This is a genomic window from Streptomyces cirratus, from assembly GCF_014650775.1.
Taxonomy (GTDB): Bacteria; Actinomycetota; Actinomycetes; order Streptomycetales; family Streptomycetaceae; genus Streptomyces; species Streptomyces cirratus.
The window spans coordinates 39,757-65,149 of the sequence record NZ_BMVP01000014.1; the positions used below are offsets into that span (position 1 = coordinate 39,757).

A 25,393-nucleotide genomic window follows, 5' to 3' on the forward strand; every position below is an offset into this window, starting at 1 on the left:
CAGGATGTGTCCGCAGGGAGGCCGCCATGGTCCAGGAACTGCTGACAGCGATCATCGCGGCGGGCGTGGGCGCGTGCGCGGTCTCGGCCGCCGCCGCGCGGGTGGTGAGGCAGTACGAACGGGGCGTGGTGTTCCGCTTCGGCCGGCTGCGTGAGGGCGTCCGCGGCCCCGGCTTCACCATGATCGTCCCGGGTGTCGACCGGCTGCGCAAGGTGAACATGCAGATCGTGACGATGCCGGTTCCCGCGCAGGAGGGCATCACGCGGGACAACGTCACGGTGCGGGTGGACGCGGTCGTGTACTTCAAGGTCGTGGACGCGGCCAGCGCGATCATCGAGGTCGAGGACTACCGCTTCGCGGTCTCGCAGATGGCCCAGACCTCTTTGCGGTCGATCATCGGCAAGTCGGACCTGGACGATCTGCTGTCGAACCGGGAGCAGCTCAACCAGGGCCTGGAGCTGATGATCGACAGCCCGGCGGTCGGGTGGGGCGTGCAGATCGACCGCGTGGAGATCAAGGACGTCTCCCTGCCGGAGACCATGAAGCGGTCGATGGCGCGCCAGGCGGAGGCGGACCGGGAGCGCCGGGCGCGGGTCATCAACGCGGACGCGGAGCTGCAGGCGTCGAAGAAGCTGGCCGAGGCGGCCGAGGTGATGTCGGAGCAGCCCGCGGCGCTGCAGCTGCGCCTGCTCCAGACGGTGGTGGCGGTGGCGGCGGAGAAGAACTCCACCCTGGTGCTGCCCTTCCCGGTGGAGCTGCTGCGCTTCCTCGAACGGGCCGCTCCGGCGCCACCGGACGCCACGGCTGCGCCCCCGCCGCCGACGGTGCGACACCCGGCTCCGCCGGACCCCACCCGCCCCGACGCCCCGCCGCCCCCGCCGGAGGCACCGGCTGCCGGGCCCGGCTCCGGCCGTGTGGACGGGTCAGGGGACCCGGACCTGAACCCGGTCCTGCCTCCCGGCAACCCCGTGCCCCCGCCGTCGACACCGGACGAACCCGACACCTGACGGGACGGGACGCGCACGGTCGCCCCCGCCCGCCCGCGGAAGGCACACAGCCGACGGCGCCCGCCGGGCAACGCGCAGACCCGCAGGAGCCCCCGGCGGCCACCCCCGGGCCGCTCGCCGGGTCCGCTGAGGGCACCGGCTGCCGCGGCCGACGTCGGCCGGATCCGGGCCCGGTGCTGCCTCCCGGCAGGCCGGGCCCGCGCCGGGCGGCGCCGCGGGGCCGACGGGACGGTCAGACCACGCGGGTCAGGGCTTCGGCGAGGGGGAGTTCCTCGCGGGTGCCGGTGGCGCGGTGCTGGAGTTCGACCACGCCGTCGGCGGAGCGGCGTCCCGCGACCAGGATCCACGGCACGCCGATCAGCTCCGCGTCCGTGAGCTTGACGCCGGGCGACAGGCCGGGCCGGTCGTCCAGCAGGACGCGGTGGCCGGCCTCCGCCAGGGCCGTGGCCGCCGATTCGGCCAGCGCCAGCGGCACGGCCTTGCCCGCCGCCACCACGTGGACGTCGGCGGGGGCCGCCGAAGCGGGCCAGCACAGGCCCCGCTCGTCGGCCGTCTGCTCGGCCAGCGCGGCCACCACGCGCGAGACGCCGATCCCGTAGGAGCCCATCGTCACCCGGACCGGCTTGCCCTCACGGCCGAGCACGTCGAGCCCGAAGGCGTCGGCGTACTTGCGGCCCAGCTGGAAGATGTGCCCGATCTCGATCGCCCGGTCCAGGGCGAGTCCGCTGCCGCAGGCCGGGCAGGGGTCACCCGGCTCGACCACCACGACGTCGAGGTACCGGTCGACCTCGAAGTCCCGGCCGCAGACCACGTTCCGGGCGTGCGTGTCCGGCTTGTTGGCGCCCGTCACCCAGGAAGTCCCCGGCGCGACACGGGGGTCGGCCAGGTAGCGCACCTTCTCCAGGCCCTGCGGGCCCACGTAGCCGCGTACCAGGTCGGGGCGGTCCGCGAAGTCCTCCGCCGTCACCAACTCCACCACCGCCGGGGCGAGATGCTCGCCCAGCTTGCCCAGGTCCACCTCCCGGTCGCCCGGCACACCGACGGCGACGATCTCACCGTCCACCTTGACGAGGAGGTTCTTGAGCGTGGCCGAGGCGGGCACCCCCAGGTGCGCCGCCAGCGTCTCGATGGTCGGCGTGTCGGGGGTGGGGATCTCCTCCAGCGGGCCGTGTTCCGCCTCCACCGGCGTCAGGGCGAAGGTCACCGCCTCGGTGTTGGCCGCGTAGTCGCAGGACGGGCAGTCCGCGAAGGTGTCCTCGCCCGCGCGGGCCGGCGCGAGGAACTCCTCGGACGCCGAGCCGCCCATCGCGCCGGAGACCGCCGAGACGATCCGGTGGTCCAGGCCGAGCCGCTCGAAGATCCGCTGGTAGGCGGCGCGGTGGAGGGCGTACGAGTGCGCGAGCCCCTCGTCGCTGACGTCGAAGGAGTACGAGTCCTTCATCTGGAACTCGCGGCCCCGCAGCACGCCGGAGCGCGGCCGGGCCTCGTCGCGGTACTTGGTCTGGATCTGGTAGAGCATGACCGGCAGGTCCTTGTAGGACGTGCACTGGTCCTTCACGAGCAGGGTGAAGATCTCCTCGTGGGTGGGCCCGAGCAGGTAGTCCGCGCCCTTGCGGTCCTTGAGCCGGAAGAGCAGGTCCCCGTACTCCGACCAGCGCCCGCTGACCTCGTACGGCTCCCTCGGCAGCAGCGCCGGCAGCAGCACCTCCTGGGCGCCGATCGCGTCCATCTCCTCGCGGACGATGCGGGAGACGTTCTCCAGGACCCGCTTGCCGAGCGGCAGCCAGGTCCACACCCCGGCGGAGCTCCGCCGGACGTACCCCGCGCGGACGAGGAGGCGGTGGCTCAGGGTCTCGGCGTCGGCCGGGTCCTCGCGGAGGGTCTTGGCCAGGAGGCGGGACATGCGCTGCACGTGTTGCGTTGACATGGAGCGAGCCTACCGAGGCACCCTCCGGGTCCGTCATCGAATTCCGGGCCTGCGCAGCGGCAGCGGGGCGCCCATCACGGCGTACGGGAGGCTCGCGCTCGGGAAGTACACGCGGCGGGCCAGGTCGGTGTAGCCGAGCGCGCGGTACAGGGCGCGGGCCGGACTGTCGGTGTCGATGGCGGACAGGATGGAGCGGGGCTCGGCGGCGGCGTCGGTGATCCGGGTGATCAGCTCCCGGCCGACGCCGTGGCCCTGGAACCCGGGGTGGACGTGCAGTTCGGTGATGACGAAGGAGCCGTCGAGCCAGCCCTCGTTGTCGCCGGCGCGCAGGTACGGCTCGACGACGGTGGACCACCAGTGGTCGCGGTCGTTCGGCATGCCGTAGACGAACCCGGCGAGCGCGCCGTCGTCGGTGTACGCGCCGAGCGCGCGGGCGCCCCGGCACGTCATGTGGCGCTGGACGATGTAGCGCCGGATGCCGACTTCCTCGTCGCTGAGCCCGAAGGCGACGGCCTGCACGCGCAGGGCCTCGTCCACACGGCCGGCGAGGTCGAGGGGGCCGATGCGGAGTCCGGCGGGGTGGTCGGGGCCGTCGCCTTCGGGGGTGGGCAGCATGCGGTGACCTTACTCGGCGGTATCGGCGAGGGGTACGGGTCCGCCGCCGGGTCTTGTGGTCCCGCCCCCTTCGCGGAGCACCCTCCCGGCCCCTTCGCGGAGCACGCTCCCCGACGGGTCAGAAGAGCACGCTCATGAAGGCGCCGACCTCGCGGAAGCCCACGCGCCGGTAGGCCGCCCGCGCGGCGGTGTTGAAGTCGTTGACGTAGAGGCTGACCACGGGGGCCACGTCGCGCAGCGCGTACTCCACGACGGCGGCCATCCCCGCCTCCGAGTGCCCGCGCCCGCGGAACTCGGGGTCGACCCACACGCCCTGGATCTGGCAGGCGCGCGGGGTGGCCGCGCCGATCTCGGCCTTGAAGACGATCCTGCCGTTCTCGACGCGGGCGAAGGAGCGGCCGGTGCCGACGAGCTCGGCGACGCGGGCCTGGTAGAGCAGCCCGCCGTCCCCGGCCAGCGGGGAGATGCCGACCTCCTCGGTGAACATGGCCACGCAGGCGGGCATGATCAGGTCCATCTCGTCCTTGCGGACCCGGCGGACCAGGGGATCGGGCCGGACCTCGGCGGACGACTGTTCGGTGATCATCAGGGGCTGGTGGGAGCGGACGTCGCGGGCGGGTCCCCAGCTGGGTTCCAGCAGGCGCCACAGCAGCCGGGTGGCTTCGGCGGGCCCGACGATGGAGGAGCAGCGCCGGCCGGTGCGGCGGGCGCGGTCGGCGAAGGCCCGTACGGCGTCGGGGCCGGCGCAGACGGGGACGAGGTTGGCGCCCGCGTAGCACAGGGAGCGCAGGTCGCCGTCGCGGTACCAGCCCCACATCTCGCCGCCCAGGCGCCAGGGGTCGAGACCGGCGACCTGGACCCGGGAGGTGACGAAGGCGTTCTCGACCGGCTCGCGCCCGAGGACTTCGAGCGCGGAGTCGAGATCACTGGGTTCAAGGACCCGGGTGGTGGTCTGCGTCAACACTGGGGGCCTCACCGTGCAAGTCTGCTGATCTCCGCACTGTACCCGGCGCCGCAGGGGGATGCCCGGTCCCACAGGTCACGAAAAAGCGCCGTCCCCGCCCCCGGAACGCGGGGGCGGGGACGGGCACGCCGGGAAACCGGGAGGTGCCCCGGGCTGCCTCAGACGCCGATGGCGACGGTGGGCTCGCCGGAGGGGATGCCGTCCTTCTCCATCTGCTCGGCGATCTTCATGGCCTCTTCGATGAGGGTCTCCACGATCTTCGACTCGGGGACGGTCTTGATGACCTCGCCCTTGACGAAGATCTGGCCCTTGCCGTTGCCGGAGGCGACACCAAGGTCGGCCTCGCGGGCCTCGCCGGGGCCGTTCACGACGCAGCCCATGACCGCGACGCGCAGCGGGACCTCCATGCCCTCCAGGCCCGCGGTGACCTCCTCGGCCAGCTTGTACACGTCGACCTGGGCGCGGCCGCAAGAGGGGCAGGAGACGATCTCCAGGCGGCGGGGCTTGAGGTTGAGCGACTCCAGGATCTGGATCCCGACCTTGACCTCCTCGACCGGCGGCGCGGAGAGCGAGACTCGGATGGTGTCGCCGATGCCCTCGGAGAGCAGTGCACCGAAGGCGACGGCGGACTTGATGGTGCCCTGGAAGGCGGGGCCGGCCTCGGTGACGCCGAGGTGCAGCGGGTAGTCACAGGCCGCGGCCAGCTGGCGGTAGGCGTTGACCATGACGACCGGGTCGTTGTGCTTGACGGAGATCTTGATGTCGCTGAAGCCGTGCTCCTCGAAGAGGGAGGCCTCCCACAGTGCGGACTCGACCAGCGCCTCGGGGGTGGCCTTGCCGTACTTCTTGAGCAGCCGGGCGTCGAGCGAGCCCGCGTTGACGCCGATCCGGATCGGGGTGCGGGTCTCGTTCGCGGCCCGCGCGATCTCCTTGACCTTGTCGTCGAACTGCTTGATGTTGCCGGGGTTGACGCGGACGGCCGCGCAGCCGGCGTCGATGGCCGCGAACACGTACTTCGGCTGGAAGTGGATGTCGGCGATGACCGGGATCTGGGACTTCTTGGCGATCGTCGCGAGCGCGTCGGCGTCGTCCTGCGTGGGGCAGGCGACGCGGACGATGTTGCAGCCGGAGGCGGTCAGCTCGGCGATCTGCTGGAGCGTGGCGCCGATGTCGGAGGTGCGGGTCGTGGTCATGGACTGCACCGAGATGGGTGCGTCGCCGCCGACGGCCACGGAGCCGACCTGGATCTTGCGGCTGACCCTGCGGTCGGCAAGCTTCGTCGGCACGGACGGCATTCCGAGAGAGATGGCAGTCATCTGCTGTGCAACCCCAAGGTGTGGTTCAAGGTCCCGAGATCGGCGGGCTCCAGGCTTCGAGATTACGCCAAGGCGCGGGTGACCCACGCATCGCAGGGGTCCGCGCCACCCGAACGTAGGGAGCCGGGCACGATGCGTGCCCGGCTCCGTCCGTGTGCCCGCGCGACGGGCGCGAGCTAGCTGATCTTGATCGGGTTGACCACGTCGGCCACGAGCACCAGCAGTGTGAAGCAGACGAAGAGTCCGGCGACGACGTACGCGGCCGGCATCAGCTTCGCCACGTCGAACGGGCCGGGGTCGGCGCGCCGGAAGACCCGGGCGACGCCCCGCCGCACCGACTCCCACAGGGCGCCGGCGATGTGGCCGCCGTCCAGCGGCAGCAGCGGCAGCATGTTGAACAGGAACAGCGAGAGGTTGAACATCCCGAGGACGCTCAGCATCGTGGCGAGGCGCTGCTCGCCGGGGATGTCGAGGGTGGCGATCTCACCGCTGATGCGGGCGGCGCCGACGATGCCCATCGGGGAGTCGGGCTGCCGTTCGGCGCCGTTGAAGGCCGCGTCCCACAGGGCGGGGATCTTCTCGGGGAGCCGCAGGAGGCCCTGCACACTGCTCTGCGCGACATCGCCCATGTGGTCCACGGACTCGCCGAAGGTGAGCGGCGCGATGACTTCCTTGGGGCCGAAGCCGAGCCAGCCGGCCGTCACGTACTGGCCCTTGACGTACCCGCCGTGGCCGTCGGTCTTGGCGACCTTGTTCTCGATGAGCGTCGCCCGCAGGGTCAGCTCGTGCCCGTCCCGCACGACGGTGACGGTGGCCGGGCCGACGGTGTCGCGGATCTTCTTCTGGAGCACGGACCAGTCGGTCACCCGCTTGCCGTCGAAGGCCACGATCTTGTCGCCCGCCTGGAGGCCCGCCTTCTTGGCGGGGGCGACCGGGTCCCCGTCCTTGCAGATCTCGCGCTTCTCGCTCTGCTGGATGACGCAAGGGGAGACGGACGCCACCTGGGTGGTGGTCTGGTTGACGCCGAAGGTCATCCACAGCCCGAAGAAGATCGCCAGCGCCAGGACCAGGTTCATGAACGGCCCGGCGAACATCACGATCACGCGCTTCCAGGGCTTGCGCGTGTAGAACAGCCGGCTTTCGTCCCCGGGCTGGAGTTCCTCGTACGCGGCCGAGCGCGCGTCCTCGATCATCGAGCGGAAGGGGGAGGTCGAGCGGGCGGTGACCTTGCCGTCCTCGCCGGGCGGGAACATCCCGATCATGCGGATGTAGCCGCCCATCGGGATGGCCTTGATGCCGTACTCCGTCTCGCCCTTCTTGCGCGACCAGACGGTCCGGCCGAAGCCGACCATGTACTGGGGCACGCGGATGCCGAAGAGCTTGGCCGTCGAGAGGTGGCCGAGCTCGTGCCAGGCGATGGAGAACAGCAGGCCGAGCACGAAGACGACCACACCGATCAAGGTCAGCAAGATCGTCATGCGCCCGCCTCCACGGCGGCCCGCGCCGCCATCTCCCGTGCCCGGGCCCTGGCCCAGGTCTCCGCTTCAAGGACGTCCTGGACGGTGAGGGAAGTTCCCGCGTCCGGTGTTCCGTGCTCATCGACCACGGCAGAGACCGTATCCATGATTGCTGTGAACGGCAGCCGACCGGCCAGGAAGGCGGCCACGCACTCCTCGTTCGCCGCATTGAACACGGCGGGCGCGGTGGAGCCGAGGGTACCGACGTGCCGGGCCAGGTCGACCGCCGGGAAGGCCTCGGTGTCCAGCGGGAAGAACTCCCAGCTCGACGCCTTGGTCCAGTCGAAGGCGGGGGCCGCGTCGGGGATCCGCTCGGGCCAGCCGAGACCGATCGCGATCGGACCGCGCATGTCGGGCGGGGTGGCCTGGGCCAGGGTCGAACCGTCGGTGAACTCCACCATCGAGTGGACGTACGACTGGGGGTGGACCACGACCTCGATCCGGTCGAAGGGGATGTCGTAGAGCAGGTGCGCCTCGATGACCTCCAGCCCCTTGTTGACGAGGGTCGCCGAGTTGACGGTGATCACCGGGCCCATCGCCCAGGTCGGGTGCGCGAGGGCGTCCTCGACGGTGACCTTCGCCAGATCGGCGCGGGTACGGCCGCGGAAGGGTCCGCCCGAGGCGGTGACGACCAGTTTGCGGACATCGGCCCTGGTCCCGGCGGCCAGCGCCTGGAAGAGGGCGGCGTGCTCGGAGTCCACCGGGATGATCTGGCCCGGCTTGGCGAGGGCCTTGACCAGCGGGCCGCCGACGATCAGCGACTCCTTGTTGGCCAGGGCCAGGGTCCGGCCCGCGCGCAGCGCGGCGAGGGTGGGTGCGAGCCCGATGGAACCGGTGATGCCGTTGAGGACGGTGTGGCACGGGGAGGCGGCGAGTGCGGCTGCCGCGTCCGGCCCGGCCAGGATCTCGGGCAGCGGCTCCGAGCCGCCGTACTGGGCGCTCAGCGCCTCTTTCAACGCGGGAACGGCGTCCTCGTCGGCCACCGCGACCGTCTGAACCCGCAGCCGCCGGGCCTGCTCGGCCAGCAGCGCGACGCGGCCGCCCGCGGCGGACAGCGCGGTGACCCGGAAGCGGTCAGGGTTGCGCAGGGCGAGGTCGATGGCCTGGGTGCCGATGGAGCCGGTGGAGCCGAGGATGACGATGTCCCGGCGGCCGACCGCGGGGTCGAAGAGGAGGTGCGGGTCGGCCAGGGGGGCTGGGCTGTCGGTCATGCCCCCATTGTTGCCGCAACTCAGGAGCGGTTGGACACGGAGTCCCCCTGAACGACACCGGCCAGCAACTCCGGGAGGGTTCCGGCGAAGTCGGGGAGCGTCAGGGCGGCCCGCCACCACGCTTCGGCGTCGGCGCCGAGGGCCGCCGTGAGCAGCCGGCCGGCCTCGGCGCGGGAGGCCAGCACGGCCGCCGGCCGGTCGTGCCGGTCGGGGTAGTCGTCGTCGCCGAGCCAGTGGTCCTCGTCCAGGGCCCAGGCGGCGGGGGCCTTGTGGCGCAGCACGTCGGCGCCCGTGAGCAGGCCCGCGTCCAGGCAGGCGCGGACCCAGCGGACGTCCTCGCGGAGGTCGCCCATCGCGTTGGGCACCCCGAGGCTGGCGAGGGCCAGCTCCCGGTCCACGCCCGGCTCGGGTTCCGGTACGGCACCGGGCGCGAGGGCGTCGACGGCTTCGGTGAGCCCCAGCGGCGCGGGCCCGGGGTGCGGCGGCGCGCTGCCGGCGGCCACGGCGGCCACCAGCTCCGGGAGGGTCCCGGCGAAACCGGGGGCGCTTCGGCGCAGTGCGTCCCACAGGCGCAGGTCGTCACCGAGCACCGGGTGCAGGACGCGCACCAGGGCGGCCCGCATCCCGGCCCACTCGGCGAGGTTCCAGGCGAAGCGCCCGATGGCGTGGGCCTGTCCGAGCAGCAGGGTCCGGTGGGCGGGCGCGACGGCCACCGCGAGTTCGTCGAAGGTCAGGGTGCCGGTGCGGACGGCCCGGACGGCGGGGCGGTGCCAGTGGGGCCCGTACGTGTCCTGCGCGCGCGTGTCGAGCAGTGCGAGGACGGTCTCCCGGTCGAGCCCGGCCACCAGCAGCAGTGCCTCGACCGAGCCGGGCGGCAGCGGGGCGCGGGAGTGCTCGCGCAGCAGGGTGTCCGGATCGAGCTCGTACGGCAGGGCCAGCACGTCGAGGGGTATCCGCGGCCTGCGGCTGCCGTGGCGGCGGAGCAGGGCGACGAGTTCCGTACTGCTCAGCGGCGGTCCCAGCTCCCCGGGCGCGCAGGGGGTGCGGCCCAGTTCGGCGCCGAGGGTGGCGAGCAGCTGCGGCGAGGGGCCGGGGCGGCGCCGGTAGCGGGCGGGTCCGGGCAGCCCGGGCAGGGGGCGGCCGAGCACGTGCGGGTTGCGGGCGACGTTGCGGCGGTCTTCGTCGGTGCCGTCGCGCAGCAGCAGGGTGACCGCCGGCGCGGGCAGGTGCTCGTCCCGGCAGAGGTAGCGGCGGGCGGCAGGGCCGAGGCGGCCGAGGAGAGCGGCCGCGACCGCATCCGGTGCGTGGCGCAGCAGCAGCGCCACGCACCAGGCCAGCCGTCGGCTGTAGCGGTCTTCCTCGGCCGTCGCCATCGCCTGTGCCGCCTCGTGCTCGTGCCGGTTCCCGGGGTCAGGACCCCGTGGATCCCGTACACCAGTCTGACTGCATGCCGATCATGGCAGGTCAGCGCAGTGGACGGTGCACGTTTTCCTTCTGTGAGGGGCCGGGAGTGGCGTCCGCGATCCAGGGGCCGTCGCCCGAGGGATCGAGGACGCCTTCCTCCAGCCAGGTGTAGGTGCCGGAGAGGACTCCCGCGACGACCTTGCGGTCCAGGTCGTCGGTGTTGGACCAGAGCCGGCCGAAGAGTTCCTCGACGCGGATCCGGGACTGGCGGCAGAACGCGTCGGCGAGCTGGTACGCCTCGCGGCCGTGTTCACCGGTGGCCCGCAAGTGCTCGGCACGGACGCAGGCCGCGCTCATCGCGAAGAGTTCCGCCCCGATGTCGACGATGCGGCCGAGGAAGCCCTGCTTTGTCTCCATGCGGCCCTGCCAGCGCGCCATCGCCATGAACGTCATCCGGGCGAGCCTGCGGGCGCTGCGCTCGACGTACCGCAGGTGGGTGGCGAGGTCGGGGTGGCCGGCCGGGTGGAACTCGCGGTAGGTGCCGGGGACCTGCCCGGCACCGGTGGCCAGCTTGGGCAGCCAGCGGGCGTAGAACCCGGCGGCGCGGGCTCCCGCCTTGGCCTTGTCGCCGAGGTCCTTCTCCGGGTCGATGAGGTCACCGGCGACCGAGAGGTGCGCGTCGACGGCCTCCCGGGCGATCAGCAGGTGCATGATCTCGGTCGAGCCCTCGAAGATGCGGTTGATGCGCAGGTCCCGCAGCAACTGTTCGGCGGGTACGGCCCGTTCGCCGCGCGCGGCGAGCGACTCGGCGGTCTCGAAGCCGCGACCGCCGCGGATCTGGACCAGTTCGTCGGCCATCAGGCAGGCCATTTCGGAGCCGTAGAGCTTGGCGAGGGCGGCTTCGATGCGGATGTCGTTGCGGTCCTCGTCGGCCATCTGGGAGGCGAGGTCGACCACGGCCTCCAGGGCGAAGGTGGTCGCCGCGATGAAGGAGATCTTCGCCCCGACCGCCTCGTGCCGTGCGACGGGCCGGCCCCACTGCTCGCGGACTCCCGACCACTCGCGGGCGATCTTGAGGCACCACTTGCCGGCGCCGACGCACATGGCGGGCAGTGACAGGCGTCCGGTGTTCAGCGTGGTGAGAGCGATCTTCAAGCCGGCGCCTTCGGCGCCGATCCGCTGCGCGGCGGGGACCCGCACGCGGTGGAAGCGGGTGACGCCGTTCTCCAGGCCGCGCAGGCCCATGAAGGCGTTGCGGTTCTCGACGGTGATGCCGGGCGAGTCGGCCTCCACGACGAAGGCGGTGATCCCGCCCCGGTGGTTCTCGCTCTTCGGGACCCTGGCCATCACCACGAGCAGGTCGGCGACGACTCCGTTGGTGGTCCAGAGCTTCACCCCGTCGAGGACGTACGCTTCCTCTCCGTCCTCCGTGACCGGGACGGCCGTGGTGGCCAGCCGGGCCGGGTCGGAGCCCACGTCGGGCTCGGTGAGGAGGAAGGCGCTGATGGCGCTGGTGGCGCAGCGCGGCAGGTAGGCGTCCTTCTGCTCCTGCGTCCCGAACATCTTGAGCGGCTGGGGCACGCCGATCGACTGGTGGGCCGACAGGAGCGCCCCGATGGCGGGGCTGACGGAACCGACGAGCGCGAGCGCCTTGTTGTAGTACACCTGGGTGAGGCCGAGCCCCCCGTACTTGGGGTCGATCTTCATCCCGAGGGCGCCGAGCTCCTTGAGTCCGCGCACGGTCTCGTCGGGGATCTTCGCCTCGCGCTCGATGCGCGGGCCGTCGATCTCGCGCTCGCAGAAGTCCCGCAGCCGGGCGAGGAAGGCCTCGCCGCGCCGGACGTCCTCGTCGGCGGGCTGCGGGTGGGGGTGGATCAGGTCGAGCCGGAACCGTCCCAGGAACAGTTCCTTGGCGAAACTGGGCTTGCGCCAGTCCTGCTGCCGGGCCGCTTCCGCGACCTGCCTCGCCTCGCGCTCGGTCACCTTGGGCTGTGTTGCGGACATGCGGGGACTCACCTCGCCGCCGAGTCGGATGACTTTCCGGAATACCGGTCGGTGCTACCTGTCAGTCGTACCCCCTCCGGGGCGCCCGGAAAAGCGGGGCGGGGCAGGGTGGGGGAACGGGCGGGGTAAAAGGGGGACGGCCGGAGCCCCCGCACAGTAGGCTCCGGCCGTCGGCTCTGGGCCGTACGAGTCGGTCAGATGTCCAGGCCGGTGAGGACCAGGACCCGCTCGTAGGTGTAGTCGTCCATCGCGTAGCGGACGCCCTCGCGGCCGACACCCGACTGCTTGACGCCGCCGTACGGCATCTGGTCGGCGCGGTAGGACGGCGCGTCGCCGACGATCACGCCGCCGACCTCCAGCTCCCGGTGGGCGCGGAACGCGGTCTGGATGTCGCGGGTGAAGACGCCGGTCTGCAGACCGAACTTCGAGTCGTTGACGGCGGCGAAGGCCTCGTCGGTGCTCTCGACCTTCTGCAGCGTGAGGACCGGCCCGAAGACCTCCTCGACGGCGAGCTTCACGCCGTCCGGCAGGTCGGCGACGACGGTGGGCTCGTACGAGGCACCCTCGCGCTTGCCGCCGGTCAGCAGCTTGGCGCCGGCCGAGACGGCCTCGTCGACCCAGGACTCGACGCGCTTGGCGGCGTCCTCGGAGACGAGGGGGCCGACGTCGGTGGCGGAGTCGGACGGGTCACCGGTGACCTGCGCCTGCACCTTGGCGACGACCTTCTCCACGAGGCGGTCGTACACGGAGGCGTCGGCGATCACGCGCTGCACGGAGATGCAGGACTGGCCGGCCTGGTAGTTCGAGAAGGTCGCGATGCGGGTCGCGGCCCAGTCGAGGTCGGCCTCGGAGGACCAGTCGGCGAGGACGACGGCCGCGGCGTTGCCGCCGAGCTCCAGCGTGCAGTGCTTGTGGGGCACCGACTGCTGGATGGCGTAGCCGACGGTGTCGGAGCCGGTGAAGGAGATGACGGGCAGGCGCTCGTCCTTCACCAGGGCCGGCATCTTGTCGTTGGCCACCGGCAGGACCGACCAGGAACCGGCCGGCAGGTCGGTCTCGGCGAGCAGCTCGCCCAGGATCAGACCCGAGAGCGGGGTCGCCGGGGCCGGCTTGAGGATGATCGGCGCGCCGACGGCGATGGCGGGGGCCACCTTGTGGGCGCACAGGTTCAGCGGGAAGTTGAACGGCGCGATGCCGAGGACCGGGCCCTTGACGAAACGGCGGGTCAGGGCGAGACGGCCGACGCCACCGGCGTCGGTGTCCAGGCGCTGGGCCTCCCCGCCGTTGAAGCGGCGGGCCTCTTCGGCGGCGAAACGGAACACGGACACCGCACGGCCGACCTCACCGCGGGCCCACTTGATGGGCTTGCCGTTCTCGGCGGAGATCAGCTGGGCGATCTCCTCGGTGCGCTCGACGAGCCGCTTCGAGACGTGGTCGAGGGCGGCGGCGCGGACGTGCGCGGGGGTCGCGGAGAACTCCGCCGTCACGGCGTACGCCGCGGCCACGGCCTCTTCGACCTGGGCGTCGGTGGGCACGCTGACCGTGCCGACCAGGCGTCCGTCCCACGGGGAGTGGACGTCGAAGCTGTCCTCGCCGGTGGCCTGGCGGCCGGCGAGCCAGAAGGCGTGGGTGGAAGTCATGCGAATCCCGGCCCTTCGGAGTTGTGCGGGTCCTTGTCCCCTCCACCGTAGGACTCCGTCCGGGATTCGGCGTTTAGCCGAGGTGGAGTACGCGAAGCCCGGCCCGCTCCGCTTTGTCACTGTCGTGAGCAGCCGGGTCGTGAGCAGCCGGGATCGTGAGCAGCCGGGCTCCGCCCGGGACGGCTACGTCGCGGGCGAGCTGGCTTTCAGGGCGAGCCACAGCTCCATGCGGACGTCCGGGTCGTCCAGGGAGCGGCCCAGGATCTCCTCCACCCTCCGCATCCGGTACCGCAGCGTGTGCCGGTGGACACCGAGGTCGACGGCCGCCGCGTCCCACTGGCCGTGGCGCGACAGCCACGCGTACAGGGAGGCGACCAGGTCGCCGCGCCCCTTCTCGTCGTGCTCGCGCAGCGCCCGCAGCGTGCCGTCCGCGAAGGCCCGCACCGCGTCGTCGGCCAGCAGCGGGAGCACCGAGCCCGCCGCGAGGTCCTCGTGCTCCACCATCGGCCGCCCGCGCCGCCGGGCCACGGCAAGGGCCTGGTCGGCCTGCTTGCAGGCGGCCGCCACCCCGGAGGGCCCCGCCGGGGCGGAGAGGCCGACCACCAGCTCGTCCGGTTCCGGCCCGGCCGCATCCCGCCCGCGCCGCCCCTCCACCACCTCCGCGTACTGCGCGCAGGCCTGCACCGCGGAGCCGGCCTCGGCGGCCAGGACCACCAGCCGCCCGTCCTCGGGGACCACCAGCAGCGCCTCCCCGGTCCGGGCCGCCGCCGATTCGACCGCGTCGGCCAGCTGCGCCAGCCCCTCCGGCTGGGCCGTCCCCGCCAGCGCCGGCTCGGCCACCACGATGCGGAACGGGGCGTCCAGCAGGGCCCCGTACAGGTCCCCCGCCACGGCCCGGGCGTGCTCCGCCTCGCCCGCCATCAGCATCCGCAGCACGGCCGCGCCCAGCCGGGACTCGGCGTCGTGCAGCGACCGCGACCGCTCGGTGGTGAGGGTGAGCAGGGCCACCGCGGAGTGCACCGCGTACCGTTCGGCGGTGCCCAGCGGCGCCCCCGTTCCCACGGCCAGCGCGCCCCGGGCCCGGCGCCCGGTCCCGAGCGACTGGAGCTCGACGCGGTCCTCCGTCCCGCCCACCACGGCGCTCGCGGGCGCGGGCCGCTCCCGCAGCCGCTCCACGTCCGGGGTCAGCCGGGCGGCCCGGCGGGCGGCCCAGTCCGGGGCGGCTGCGACGACCGCGCCGGAGGTGTCGTAGAGCGCGGCCCAGCCGTGCACGTGGGCGGCCAGCTTCGCCAGCAGCTCGGCGGGCCCGTCGGCGGACAGCGCGGCGCGGGTCAGCTCCCGCTGCGCCTCGAAGCCGGCCGTCACCGCCCGGTACTGGTCGGCCGCGAGCGCCGCCGAGACGGCCTTGCTGATGGCGAGGAACGGGGTCCGGCGCGGTACCTCCAGCAGCGGCAGGTCCTCCGCCCGCGCGGCCTCGACCAGTGCCTCGGGGACCGCCTCGTAGTTGACGCCGATCGCGAAGCCGATGCCCACGACGCCGGCCGCCGCGAGCCGCCGTACGTAGCGGCGCATCTCCTCGGGGTCCTCCGCGTCCAGCTTCATGGCGGTGATCAGCAGCAGTTCGCCGCCCTCCATGTAGGGGACGGGGTCGGCGAGCTCGCTGACGTGGGCCCAGCGCACGGGGGTGTCGAGGCGGCCCTCCCCCGCCCGGACGCTGAGCTTGAGGGCCGAGTGCTGGACGAGCGAGGCGAGGGTGAGCGGCATCGGGTACCAGGGGCCTTAGGGAGGGGTGGGCGGAGGCGAGGAGGCTAGGCCACGGGGGCCGGGGCATTTCGCCTTGCCGTATGAACGGCTCTCCTCGATTCTGCCACCTCGTACGGGTCCGCTCAGCTCGTTCCGGCCAGCCTGACCAGAAGCGGAGCCGCCCGTTCACCTCGGACGGAGGTCAGCGACAGCACCGCGTGTCCCGGCGGCACGGCGTGCGCGAGCTCCGACGCCGACCACCGCTCCCGCTCCACCTGGCGCACCGTCACCGCGTCCGTGGTGACGGACTTGCCGGTGATCAGCTTGCGGAAGGCGTGCACGGCCCGGGTCAGCGGCTGGTCCGCGAAGACCGTCCGGTGGGTCACGTCCCGCGTCTCGACCCACTCGGTGCCCCACGCCTCGGCGAACCGCTTGCCGTCCCAGGTGGTCACGCCCGAGAAGGCCATCCGGCAGCCGACCGCTCCGAGCAGCGGTGTCCGCAGCGCCTCCGGTACGTCATCCAGCGTGCGCAGCGCCAGCAGCACCCCGGCGTTGGCCGAGCGCAGCCGCTGGATGCCGCGCACGGTCTCGGGGGTCAGGGTGTGGGAGGCGTCGTCGAAGGCGAGGAAGGCGAAGAGCGAACGGTCGCCGCGGGCGGCGGCGGAGGCGGTGAACTGGGCCAGCAGCAGCCGGGCCAGGATCCGGGAGGCCTCTGCGTGCGCCCGTTCGGGCAGGTCGACGCGCACGCGCAGCGGGTGTTCCAGCGAGCGCAGGGAGAACGGCCGGCCCTGGCCGGTGGTGTCGAAGAAGCCGGCGAAGGCGGGCCGGTCGAGCAGCGCCACCCGGTCGGCGAGCACCGGTCCGGGGTCGCCGTGGGTGCCGTACTGGCGGGCGCGGGCGTCGAGCTCGCGGAGCATCAGGTGCCGGCCGCCGTCCTCCAGGGCGGTGCGCAGCGCGTCGAGCGCGGCGGGCACCTGGTCGAGGAGCTCGCGCAGCTCGGGCACGCCGGGGAAGCGGCCGTACGCGGCGTGGAAGGGGCCCAGCAACTGGGCGAGGGCGGTCGCGGCCCGGCGCACCTCCGTCCCGGGGACGTCCCCGGCGAAGGCCTCGGCGAGCAGGGAGGCGGCCTCGTCGGGGTCGGTGGTGCCGCCGTAGAGGTCGAGGTCGTAGACGGAGTCGGGGTCTCCGACGCGGACCACGACGTCGTAGGCGGTGTCGGGTCCCAGCGGGGTGCCGGCCGAGGCCACGACGATCACGGCGGCCTGTCCGGCCAGCGCCTGGAGGGCGAGCGTCTCCACGACGGGCCGGACCAGCCGCCGGGTCTTGCCCGAGCCGGAGGGGCCTACGGCGAGCAGGGAGGTGCCGAGCACGTCGGGGTCGAGCGCGAGGCCGGTCCCGCGGCGGGCCCAGGGGTTGCGTTCGCCGTCCTCGACGGTGCCGAGCAGCACCTGCCGGGCCAGCAGGTCGTGCCGCGCGGCCCGCGCCGGCAGGTCCCGCGCGCCGGACGGGTGCACGCACGCCGCCGCCCCCTTGTCCCGCACGGCCTGCGCGAAGGCCCCGGCCCGCCCCGGATCGGCCCGCACGCTCTCCCACGCCCGCCGGATCCGCGCGTAGTCCACATCGTTCATCCACCCGGCCCCGATCTCGCCGGCCAACCGGTCGGCGACCTCCGGGAGCCCGGCCGCGCGCAGCTCGTTCCAGGCGACGGGGTCTTCGGCAACGGGTACGGGGGCGGGGGCCGTCGGCCCGCGCCCCGCCCCGTCGGTCCGCCGGGCCAGCCGGACGAAGAACACCACGACGGGCAGCCCGGTCACCACGTAGACGAGGTAGGCGACGAGAGTCTGCGTGCCCGCGCTCATGTCCTCGTAGGGCAGGTGGTCACCGACGAGACCGAGCACCGTCAGCGTCTTCGTCCAGATCAGCAGCAGCACGAACAGCGCCCCGGCCGTCGCGCCCGCCACCCGCGCCACCGGGCCGCGCGCGACGACGAGCCGGTCGAAGGCGAGCCTCCAGGAGCCCAGGCGGCTGAACCACACCACGAGCACCCCCGTGATCAGCAGCGCGTACGCCTGGAGGGCGGCGACGCCCCGGCCGTCGACCGGGTCGTCGCCGAGCCTCCACCAGCTCTGCGGGGTGAGCGCCTTCACGGGCACGTCGACCTTCGGGATGTACCCGTTCGTCAGCAGGGACCAGACGAGCACGCAGGCCAGGAAGGAGATCACCGCGCCACTCAGCAGCGCCCGGTCCTGGGCGGGTTCCGCCTCGGCCCTCGCGGGCGGCCGGTGTCCGAACCGCCAGGTGCCCGGCTCCGCCTTCGGACGCGGGACGCGCAGCCACTCGGCGAACGCGGGACCGGCGCCCGGCGCGTACCCGGGCTTCGGCGGCGCGGCCGGGGGAACGCCGGGCATGGGCGGCGGGCCGGCGGGCCGCGGCACGCGCCCGCCCCCCACCCGCTGCTCCTGGTACGCGCCGTCGGTGTCCATGAACCCTGCCCCCTGCCCGTGCCTGCGCTGCGTCGCTCAATGTAGTTGCCCGGCGGCGGCCGCGGGGGGCTACCGGTGCAGCGGAATCGTGTCCTTCCTATGTCCGTCACGGACAAGGACACGCGGGGACCACTCCCGAACGGAGCATGACCTCGCCCCTCCCCCGGGCCTAGCCTGCGGACAAAGACACAAGTGCGTCCGAAAACACCCCCCAGGAGCCCCCTATGACCGCTGTCCCGCAGGAGCGCCGCATCGTCACCGCGATCCCCGGCCCCAAGTCGCAGGAGCTGCAGGCCCGCCGCCTCGAGACGGTGGCCGGCGGCGTGGGCTCCGTGCTTCCCGTCTTCACCGCCCGCGCGGGCGGCGGCATCATCGAGGACGTCGACGGCAACCGCCTGATCGACTTCGGTTCCGGCATCGCCGTGACCTCCGTCGGCGCCTCCGCCGAGGCCGTCGTGCGCCGCGCCTCCGCGCAGCTCGCCGACTTCACCCACACCTGCTTCATGGTCACCCCCTACGAGGGCTACGTCGAGGTGTGCGAGGCGCTCGCCGAGCTGACCCCGGGCGACCACGCCAAGAAGTCGGCCCTGTTCAACTCGGGCGCCGAGGCCGTCGAGAACGCCGTCAAGATCGCCCGTGCGTACACCAAGCGCCAGGCCGTCGTCGTCTTCGACCACGGCTACCACGGCCGTACGAACCTGACGATGGCGCTGACCTCCAAGAACATGCCGTACAAGAACGGCTTCGGCCCGTTCGCCCCCGAGGTCTACCGCGTCCCGGTCGCCTACGGCTACCGCTGGCCCACCGGCGCCGAGAACTGCGGCCCCGAGGCCGCCGCCCAGGCGATCGACCAGATCACCAAGCAGATCGGCGCCGACAACGTCGCCGCGATCATCATCGAGCCGGTCCTCGGCGAGGGCGGCTTCATCGAGCCGGCCAAGGGCTTCCTGCCGGCCATCGTGAAGTTCGCCAACGACAACGGCATCGTCTTCGTCGCGGACGAGATCCAGTCCGGCTTCTGCCGCACCGGTCAGTGGTTCGCGTGTGAGGACGAGGGCATCGTCCCCGACCTGATCACCACCGCCAAGGGCATCGCGGGCGGTCTGCCGCTCGCCGCCGTGACCGGCCGCGCCGAGATCATGGACGCCGCGCACGCGGGCGGCCTGGGCGGCACCTACGGCGGCAACCCGGTGGCGTGCGCCGGCGCGCTCGGCTCCATCGAGACCATGAAGGAGCTCGACCTCAACGCCGCGGCGAAGAAGATCGAGACCGTCATGAAGGCCCGTCTGACGGCCATGCAGGAGAAGTACGAGATCATCGGCGACATCCGCGGCCGCGGCGCCATGATCGCCATCGAGCTGGTCAAGGACCCCGCGTCCAAGACCCCCTTCCCGGAGGCGGCCGGCGCCCTCGCCAAGGCCTGCCACGCCGAGGGCCTGCTCGTCCTCACCTGCGGCACCTACGGCAACGTGCTCCGCTTCCTGCCGCCGATCGTCATCGGCGAGGACCTCCTGAACGAGGGCCTGGACATCATCGAGGCGGCCTTCGCGGGCATCTGAGCGAACGTCCGAACACAGGGACCCACCGGTACCGCCGGTAACGGGCGGGCGCTGTGAAGAAGATGTGGGGGGCCGATGGCAGGAGCGCGTTCCTGCTGTCGGTCCCCTTTTCGCTGCCGTACGGTTTCTGCAGATGAGTGAGACACCCCGCTCCCGGGAGACCGGGGGCGACACCAGTACCGGGCTTCCCCAGCGCCGCACTGGGCTTGCGTTCGCGCACACTCCTCACCGATCGGACGGCCGTACGCCCCAAACCCCCCGGGGCGCACGGCAACCCGATCCGGGCGGCCGTCCCGGAACCACCCCCCCTGTTCCGGGACGGCCGGCCATCTTCCGAGCCGCCCTCTGCGCGCTGCTCTTCGCCCTGACGACCTGGCAGGTCCTGGTCTCGGGCCCGCTGCTGGCCCCGGACGCCCGGCTGAGCCGCGCGCTGGTCCGTGCGGTCCCCGATCCGGTCACCGAACGCCTCGCCGACCTCGGCAACGTCCCCGTCGCCCTGCCCGTGCTGCTCCTCGCCCTCTGCTACGCCCTGTGGCGCGGGGACCGCCGGGGCGCAGCGGCCGCGGCGCTGGCCATGGCCGTGGTGCCGGCTCTGATCGTCCCGCTCAAGGAGTGGACGGCCCGCCCGGGCCCGCTGGAGCCGTGGGCCGCCGGCTATTACCCCTCGGGGCACACGGCGACGGCCTTGGTGGCGTACGCGGGGGCGGCCCTGCTCGTACGCCCGTACACCCGCGGCCCCTGGCCCACGGTGCTCGCCGCCCTCCTCACGGGGCTGACGGCGGCGGGGCTGATCCTGCGGGGCTTCCACTGGCCCCTGGACGTCCTGGCGAGCCTGCTGCTGTGTGCGCCGCTGCTGATCGGGGTGCGGTGGGCCGTGGGCCGCTCTCGCGCCTGACCCCGCCGGCCGGTCCCGCGCCTGACCCCGCCGGTCGGTCCCGCGCCTGACCCCGCCGGCCGGCTCAGGGCGTGTCCGCGCCCGTCGCCGCCCGGGCCGCCGCCTCGTGCAGGGCGAGTTCCAGCACCGCCGGGTCGGTGAGGGTGCCCCGGCCGTCCGGGGCCACGAGCCATCGCACGCCGCCCGTCGCCCGGCCCGGGTACGGGACCACGATCCAGCTTCCGCGTCCTGCTCCCCGTACCCCCGTACCGACCCAGCGGGAGGCGGTGCCGGGGGGCACGAAGAAGCCGAGCCGGGTCATCGCCGTGCGGCCCCGCCGGACGGCGGGGAAGTCGCCGAGCACCGGACCGGGCCGCTCCACGAGCAGTGCCAGTACGTCGAGGGCGGGCAGGCCCAGGGCGCCGGGGGTGATCAGTACGTCCCAGCGCCGCCCGGCGGGCAGGAGGGTGACCCCGAGGGGGTTGCGCTCCCATGCCCACCGGCAGGCGTCCGGGTCCGGCGCCGCCGATACCAGCCATTCCACTGCCGTCTTGTCCCCCGGGAACGTCATCGCCCGGCCTCCGTTCGCTCCAGCTCGGCGGAGGCTCCTCGAACGAGGCCTCCGGCTGGAGAGAGCGGGGCCGGGCGCGGCTATGACGCGGGTTCTGCGACACCGTGGTGGTGAACCGGGTCACCCGCGCGGTGACGTTCCGCGCGGGGCGCGCGCCCGGCGGCCGGCACCCGGTCGCTCGGCCGTTCAGCTGTCGAAGCCCAGACCGAAGCGGTCGAGCACCTTGAGCCAGAGGTTGCGGCGCCCGCCCCGGGCGTCGGCGCGGGCCAGCGACCACTTGGTGAGGGCGATGCCGGTCCAGGCGAAGGGCTCCGGCGGGAACGGCATCGGCTTGGACTTCACCATCTCCAGCTCGGTCCGCTCGGTGCGCGCGCCGTCCAGCAGGTCCAGCATCACGTCCGCGCCGAAGCGGGTGGCGCCCACGCCGAGTCCGGTGAACCCGGCCGCGTAGGCCACCTTGCCGGAGTGCGCGGTACCGAAGAAGGCGGAGAACCGGGAGCAGGTGTCGATCGCCCCGCCCCAGGCGTGGCTGAACTTGATGCCCTCCAGCTGCGGGAAGGCGGTGAAGAAGTGCTGTGCGAGCTTGAGGTACGTCTCGGGGCGGTGGTCGTACTCGGAGTCCAGCTTGCCCTTGTAGGGGTAGATGGCGTCGTACCCGCCCCACAGGATGCGGTTCTCCGGGGTGATGCGGAAGTAGTGGAACTGGTTGGCGCTGTCGCCCAGTCCCTGGCGGTTGCCCCAGCCGATGGCTTTGAGCTGTTCGGGGGTGAGCGGCTCGGTCATCAGCGCGTAGTCGTAGACCGGGACGGTGAACGGCCGGATCCGCTTGACCAGGGACGGGAAGATGTTGGTGCCCAGCGCGACCCGGCGGGCGAAGATCCGCCCGTACGGGGTGCGTACGGCCATGCCGGCGCCGGAGGCGGTCAGCGACAGCCCGCGGGTGTTCTCGTAGATCCGCACGCCGAGGGCCAGGCAGGCCCGCTTGAGGCCCCAGGCGAGCTTCGCGGGGTTGAGCATGGCGACGCCGTCGGTGTCCCACAGCCCCGCGAGGAAGGTCGGGGAGTCGACCTCGGCGCGGACCTCGTCGCGCTCCAGCCAGCGCGAGCCGTCGGCGAGACCGAGCTTCCGGGCCTCTTCGTACAGTTCGCGCAGTTCCTCGACCTGGTGGGGCTCGGTCGCCACGTCGATCTCGCCGGTGCGCTCGAAGTCGCAGTCGATGCCGTAACGGGCGATGGCCGCCTCGATCTCGTCGAGGTTGCGGGCGCCCAGCTCCTCCAGCTTCGCCAGCTCGCCGGGCCAGCGGGCCAGGCCGTTGGCGAAGCCGTGGGTGAGGGAGGCGGCGCAGAAACCGCCGTTGCGCCCGGAGGCGGCCCAGCCCGCCTCCTTGCCCTCGATCAGGACGACGTCCCGGGCGGGGTCGCGCTCCTTGGCGATGAGCGCGGTCCACAGGCCGCTGTAGCCGCCGCCGATGACCAGCAGGTCGCAGGCCTCGTCGGAGGTCAGCGCCGGCTCGGCGGCGGGCTTGCCGGGGTCGTCCAGCCAGTACGAGACCGGCAGTGCTTCGGAAAGGGATTGCGCAACGCTTCGCATGGCGACTGGGGCCATGTCTTCCAACTCCCTACAGGGCTACTTGGGCTGTGCCTTCTTGCGGCGGTTGCCGATCGTCTGACCGGCGAGCACCACCAGCACCGCGATGACGAACATCGCCGTGCCGATGACGTTGATCTGGACGGGCGTCCCGCGCTGGGCCGATCCCCACACGAACATGGGGAAGGTGACGGTGTTGCCCGAGTTGAAGTTGGTGATGATGAAGTCGTCGAAGGAGAGCGCGAAGGAGAGCAGCGCGCCCGCCGCGATGCCCGGGGCCGCGATCGGCAGGGTGACGCGCAGGAAGGTCTGCGCCGGTCCGGCGTAGAGGTCGCGGGCTGCTTCCTCCAGTCGCGGGTCCATGGACAGGACGCGCGCCTTGACCGCGGCGACGACGAAGCTGAGGCAGAACATGATGTGGGCGATCAGGATCGTCCAGAAGCCCAGCTGGATGCCCATGTTGAGGAAGAGGGCCAGCAGCGAGGCGGCCATCACGATCTCGGGCATGGCCATCGGCAGGAAGATCAGCGAGTTGACCGTGCCGCGCCCCCGGAAGCGGTAGCGCACCATCGCGAAGGCGATCGCGGTACCGAGGACGGTGGCGCCGATGGTGGCCCACACGGCGATCTGCAGCGAGAGCGACAGGGAGCCGCACAGGTCGGCGACCCCGCAGGGGTCCTTCCAGGCGTCGAGCGAGAACTCCTGCCACGCGTAGTTGAAGCGCCCGGTGGGGTTGTTGAAGGAGAACACCGTCACGACGACGTTCGGCAGGATCAGGTAGGCGAGGGTGCCCAGACCCGCGATCACGACGAGGTTGCGGCGCAGCCACGTGATGGGGGTACGCATCAGACCAGGTCCTCCGTCCCCGCTCGGCGGATGTAGATGGTGACCATGATCAGCACGATGGCCATGAGGATGAAGGACAGCGCGGCCGCCGTCGGGTAGTCGAGGATGCGCAGGTACTGCGACTGGATGACGTTGCCGATCATCCGGGTGTCCGCCGAACCGAGCAGCTCGGCGTTGACGTAGTCGCCGCTCGCCGGGATGAAGGTCAACAGGGTTCCGGAGACCACGCCCGGCATCGAGAGCGGGAAGGTCACCTTCCGGAACACCGTGGCGGGGCGGGCGTACAGGTCGCCGGCCGCCTCGTGGAGGCGGGTGTCGATGCGCTCCAGCGAGGTGTACAGCGGAAGGATCATGAAGGGGAGGAAGTTGTACGTCAGGCCGCAGACCACCGCGAGCGGCGTGGCCAGGACCCGGTCCCCTTCGGTGACGCCGAGCCAGCTCGTGACGTCGAGGAAGCCGACCTTGCCGAGGACGGCGACGACGGGGCCGCCGTCGGCCAGGATCGTCTTCCAGGCCAGGGTGCGGATCAGGAAGCTGGTGAAGAACGGGGCGATGACCAGCACCAGCAGGAGGTTGCGCCAGCGGCCCGCCTTGAAGGCGATCAGGTAGGCGAGCGGGTACCCGAGCAGCAGGCACAGCACGGTCGCGGTGCCGGCGTACAGGAGCGAGCGCAGGAACTGCGGGACGTACTCGGTGAGGGCGTCCCAGTAGGTCTGGAAGTGCCAGGTGACCTTGAAGCCCTCTTCGAGGGAGCCGGTCTGCACCGAGGTCGAGGCCTGGTAGACCATCGGCAGGACGAAGAACACCAGCAGCCACAGGATGCCGGGCAGCAGCAGCCAGTACGGGACCAGTCGCTTGCGCACCGACGGCTTGTGGACCGGGGGTTCGGTGGGGGCGGCCGCCTCGGGCGGCGCGGCGACGGCCGTCACGCGGACTCCTCGACCGTCTCGATGCCGGCGTCGATGGCCTGGGCCGCGTCCAGACCGAACGTGTGGTCCGGGTTCCAGTGCAGGACGACCCGGGCACCGGGGGTCAGGCGGGCGTCGCGCTCGATGTTCTGGACGTACACCTCCAGCTCCGGGCAGACCGGGCTGTCGATGACGAACTGGGTGGAGACGCCGATGAAGGAGGAGTCGGCGATCGTTCCGGTGATCTTGTTGCGGCCGGCCGCGATGGTGTCCTCCTCGTCCGCGTGGACCAGGGAGATCTTCTCGGGACGCACCCCGACCAGCAGCTTTCCGCCGGCCTGGGGCGTGGTCGAACATCGCCCGGCGGGCAGCCGGAGCTTCGCACCCGCGCTGGAGACGACGACGTCGTCGGACCCGGATTCCAGCACCTCGGCCTCGATGAGGTTGGAGGTGCCGAGGAAGTTGGCGACGAAGGTGGTCTTCGGGTTCTCGTACAGCTCGGCGGGGGCGCCCAGCTGCTCGACGCGGCCGCCGTTCATCACCGCGACGGTGTCGGCCATCGTCATGGCCTCTTCCTGGTCGTGCGTGACGTGGACGAAGGTGATGCCGACCTCGGTCTGGATCCGCTTGAGCTCCAGCTGCATCTGGCGGCGCAGCTTGAGGTCGAGGGCGCCGAGCGGCTCGTCGAGGAGCAGCACCTGGGGGTGGTTGATCAGGGCGCGGGCGACCGCGACGCGCTGCTGCTGGCCGCCGGAGAGCTGGTGCGGCTTGCGCTCGGCGAACTGGCCGAGCTGGACCAGTTCCAGCATGTCGTCGACCTGCTTCTTGACGGACTTCACGCCGCGGCGGCGCAGTCCGAAGGCGACGTTCTCGTAGATGTTCAGGTGCGGGAAGAGCGCGTAGCTCTGGAAGACGGTGTTCACCGGGCGCTTGTACGGGGGCAGGTGGGTGACCTCGCGGTCACCGAGGCTGACGGTGCCGGTGGATGGCTCCTCCAGACCGGCGATCATGCGCAGGGTGGTGGTCTTCCCGCAGCCCGAGGCGCCGAGCAGGGCGAAGAAGGAGCCCTGGGGGATGGTGAGATCGAGCGGGTGCACGGCGGTGAAGGAGCCGTAGTGCTTGCTGATCCCGGCGAGGCGGACATCGCCGCCCGCGGTGTTGTCAGTCATGGGCCTGGGCCTTCGGTGGTGGTGTCGTCAAAAGGGGCGGGGGCGCGG

General features: G+C 72.4%; 19 protein-coding genes. 3 read left to right on the forward strand and 16 right to left on the reverse strand.

Features of this window, described 5'->3' with window-relative positions; genetic code table 11:
- Positions 1-26: 26 nt before the first annotated feature.
- Positions 27-1,007 carry a slipin family protein gene (locus tag IE207_RS26370; RefSeq protein WP_190186815.1) on the forward strand — a complete coding sequence of 327 codons (981 nt, stop codon included), beginning with the start codon at positions 27-29 and terminating at the stop codon, positions 1,005-1,007.
- A 232-nt stretch (positions 1,008-1,239) separates the two neighbouring features.
- On the opposite strand, the gene IE207_RS26375 is transcribed toward IE207_RS26370, so the two are convergent.
- The 11 genes from IE207_RS26375 to IE207_RS26425 all read right to left on the reverse strand — a co-directional run bounded on the left by IE207_RS26375 (position 1,240) and on the right by IE207_RS26425 (position 17,831).
- A complete protein-coding gene (locus IE207_RS26375; RefSeq protein ID WP_190186816.1) occupies positions 1,240-2,934 on the reverse strand; it encodes a proline--tRNA ligase in 1,695 nt (564 codons plus the stop codon).
- Between the two features lie 33 nt (positions 2,935-2,967).
- Positions 2,968-3,549, reverse strand: coding sequence for a GNAT family N-acetyltransferase (locus IE207_RS26380; protein WP_190186817.1), 582 nt, complete (start codon positions 3,547-3,549; stop codon positions 2,968-2,970).
- A 118-nt stretch (positions 3,550-3,667) separates the two neighbouring features.
- Positions 3,668-4,510, reverse strand: a complete 843-nt coding sequence (locus IE207_RS26385) for a GNAT family N-acetyltransferase (RefSeq protein WP_190186910.1) — start codon at positions 4,508-4,510, stop codon at positions 3,668-3,670.
- 161 nt (positions 4,511-4,671) lie between these two features.
- Positions 4,672-5,829 (reverse strand): flavodoxin-dependent (E)-4-hydroxy-3-methylbut-2-enyl-diphosphate synthase, encoded by a 1,158-nt coding sequence (gene ispG, locus IE207_RS26390; protein ID WP_190186818.1) that lies wholly within the window; start codon positions 5,827-5,829, stop codon positions 4,672-4,674.
- Positions 5,830-6,005: 176 nt separating this feature from the next.
- On the reverse strand, positions 6,006-7,307 hold the full coding sequence (locus tag IE207_RS26395; RefSeq protein WP_190186819.1) for a M50 family metallopeptidase: 1,302 nt from the start codon (positions 7,305-7,307) through the stop codon (positions 6,006-6,008).
- Complete coding sequence (dxr, locus tag IE207_RS26400; protein ID WP_190186820.1) at positions 7,304-8,557, reverse strand: 1-deoxy-D-xylulose-5-phosphate reductoisomerase; 1,254 nt, start codon at positions 8,555-8,557, stop codon at positions 7,304-7,306. Before dxr ends, IE207_RS26395 begins: the two co-directional genes overlap by 4 nt.
- Positions 8,558-8,577: 20 nt before the next feature.
- Positions 8,578-9,930, reverse strand: a complete 1,353-nt coding sequence (locus tag IE207_RS26405) for a hypothetical protein (protein WP_190186821.1) — start codon at positions 9,928-9,930, stop codon at positions 8,578-8,580.
- A gap of 91 nt (positions 9,931-10,021) precedes the next feature.
- Positions 10,022-11,965, reverse strand: coding sequence for an acyl-CoA dehydrogenase family protein (locus IE207_RS26410; protein ID WP_190186822.1), 1,944 nt, complete (start codon positions 11,963-11,965; stop codon positions 10,022-10,024).
- A 194-nt stretch (positions 11,966-12,159) separates the two neighbouring features.
- Positions 12,160-13,605: an aldehyde dehydrogenase family protein gene (locus IE207_RS26415; RefSeq protein ID WP_190186823.1), complete on the reverse strand. Its 1,446-nt coding sequence runs from the start codon at positions 13,603-13,605 to the stop codon at positions 12,160-12,162.
- A gap of 183 nt (positions 13,606-13,788) precedes the next feature.
- The gene (locus IE207_RS26420) at positions 13,789-15,369 is read right to left on the reverse strand and encodes a PucR family transcriptional regulator (RefSeq protein ID WP_190186824.1); all 1,581 of its coding nucleotides are present in this window, start codon (positions 15,367-15,369) and stop codon (positions 13,789-13,791) included.
- A gap of 122 nt (positions 15,370-15,491) precedes the next feature.
- Positions 15,492-17,831 (reverse strand): ATP/GTP-binding protein, encoded by a 2,340-nt coding sequence (locus tag IE207_RS26425; protein ID WP_190186825.1) that lies wholly within the window; start codon positions 17,829-17,831, stop codon positions 15,492-15,494.
- 224 nt (positions 17,832-18,055) lie between these two features.
- Between IE207_RS26425 and gabT the strand changes: the two genes are divergently transcribed.
- Both gabT and IE207_RS26435 read left to right on the forward strand, forming a co-directional pair.
- Positions 18,056-19,390, forward strand: a complete 1,335-nt coding sequence (gene gabT / locus IE207_RS26430) for a 4-aminobutyrate--2-oxoglutarate transaminase (protein WP_190186826.1) — start codon at positions 18,056-18,058, stop codon at positions 19,388-19,390.
- 133 nt (positions 19,391-19,523) lie between these two features.
- Positions 19,524-20,285: a phosphatase PAP2 family protein gene (locus tag IE207_RS26435; protein WP_190186827.1), complete on the forward strand. Its 762-nt coding sequence runs from the start codon at positions 19,524-19,526 to the stop codon at positions 20,283-20,285.
- Between the two features lie 64 nt (positions 20,286-20,349).
- Here the strand turns inward: IE207_RS26435 and IE207_RS26440 are convergent, their stop codons facing one another.
- From IE207_RS26440 to IE207_RS26460, 5 genes are all read right to left on the reverse strand, one after another.
- On the reverse strand, positions 20,350-20,835 hold the full coding sequence (locus IE207_RS26440; RefSeq protein ID WP_190186828.1) for a bifunctional DNA primase/polymerase: 486 nt from the start codon (positions 20,833-20,835) through the stop codon (positions 20,350-20,352).
- A gap of 186 nt (positions 20,836-21,021) precedes the next feature.
- Positions 21,022-22,440, reverse strand: coding sequence for an NAD(P)/FAD-dependent oxidoreductase (locus IE207_RS26445; RefSeq protein ID WP_190186829.1), 1,419 nt, complete (start codon positions 22,438-22,440; stop codon positions 21,022-21,024).
- A 21-nt stretch (positions 22,441-22,461) separates the two neighbouring features.
- Positions 22,462-23,268, reverse strand: a complete 807-nt coding sequence (locus IE207_RS26450; RefSeq protein ID WP_229874025.1) for an ABC transporter permease — start codon at positions 23,266-23,268, stop codon at positions 22,462-22,464.
- The gene (locus IE207_RS26455; protein WP_190186830.1) at positions 23,268-24,197 is read right to left on the reverse strand and encodes an ABC transporter permease; all 930 of its coding nucleotides are present in this window, start codon (positions 24,195-24,197) and stop codon (positions 23,268-23,270) included. Before IE207_RS26455 ends, IE207_RS26450 begins: the two co-directional genes overlap by 1 nt.
- Complete coding sequence (locus IE207_RS26460) at positions 24,194-25,345, reverse strand: ABC transporter ATP-binding protein (RefSeq protein ID WP_190186831.1); 1,152 nt, start codon at positions 25,343-25,345, stop codon at positions 24,194-24,196. Before IE207_RS26460 ends, IE207_RS26455 begins: the two co-directional genes overlap by 4 nt.
- Positions 25,346-25,393 lie beyond the last annotated feature (48 nt).

Bases quoted from the DNA above. Each gene is read 5' to 3' on its own strand.
- IE207_RS26440 (WP_190186828.1), bottom strand. From the start codon at position 20,835: ATGACGTTCCCGGGGGACAAGACGGCAGTGGAATGGCTGGTATCGGCG.
- gabT (WP_190186826.1), top strand. From the start codon at position 18,056: ATGACCGCTGTCCCGCAGGAGCGCCGCATCGTCACCGCGATCCCCGGC.
- IE207_RS26420 (WP_190186824.1), bottom strand. From the start codon at position 15,369: ATGCCGCTCACCCTCGCCTCGCTCGTCCAGCACTCGGCCCTCAAGCTC.
- IE207_RS26415 (WP_190186823.1), bottom strand. From the start codon at position 13,605: ATGACTTCCACCCACGCCTTCTGGCTCGCCGGCCGCCAGGCCACCGGC.
- ispG (WP_190186818.1), bottom strand. From the start codon at position 5,829: ATGACTGCCATCTCTCTCGGAATGCCGTCCGTGCCGACGAAGCTTGCC.
- IE207_RS26450 (WP_229874025.1), bottom strand. From the start codon at position 23,268: ATGCGTACCCCCATCACGTGGCTGCGCCGCAACCTCGTCGTGATCGCG.
- IE207_RS26460 (WP_190186831.1), bottom strand. From the start codon at position 25,345: ATGACTGACAACACCGCGGGCGGCGATGTCCGCCTCGCCGGGATCAGC.
- IE207_RS26380 (WP_190186817.1), bottom strand. From the start codon at position 3,549: ATGCTGCCCACCCCCGAAGGCGACGGCCCCGACCACCCCGCCGGACTC.
- IE207_RS26425 (WP_190186825.1), bottom strand. From the start codon at position 17,831: ATGGACACCGACGGCGCGTACCAGGAGCAGCGGGTGGGGGGCGGGCGC.
- IE207_RS26405 (WP_190186821.1), bottom strand. From the start codon at position 9,930: ATGGCGACGGCCGAGGAAGACCGCTACAGCCGACGGCTGGCCTGGTGC.
- IE207_RS26375 (WP_190186816.1), bottom strand. From the start codon at position 2,934: ATGTCAACGCAACACGTGCAGCGCATGTCCCGCCTCCTGGCCAAGACC.
- IE207_RS26395 (WP_190186819.1), bottom strand. From the start codon at position 7,307: ATGACGATCTTGCTGACCTTGATCGGTGTGGTCGTCTTCGTGCTCGGC.
- IE207_RS26445 (WP_190186829.1), bottom strand. From the start codon at position 22,440: ATGGCCCCAGTCGCCATGCGAAGCGTTGCGCAATCCCTTTCCGAAGCA.
- IE207_RS26410 (WP_190186822.1), bottom strand. From the start codon at position 11,965: ATGTCCGCAACACAGCCCAAGGTGACCGAGCGCGAGGCGAGGCAGGTC.
- IE207_RS26435 (WP_190186827.1), top strand. From the start codon at position 19,524: ATGAGTGAGACACCCCGCTCCCGGGAGACCGGGGGCGACACCAGTACC.
- IE207_RS26370 (WP_190186815.1), top strand. From the start codon at position 27: ATGGTCCAGGAACTGCTGACAGCGATCATCGCGGCGGGCGTGGGCGCG.
- dxr (WP_190186820.1), bottom strand. From the start codon at position 8,557: ATGACCGACAGCCCAGCCCCCCTGGCCGACCCGCACCTCCTCTTCGAC.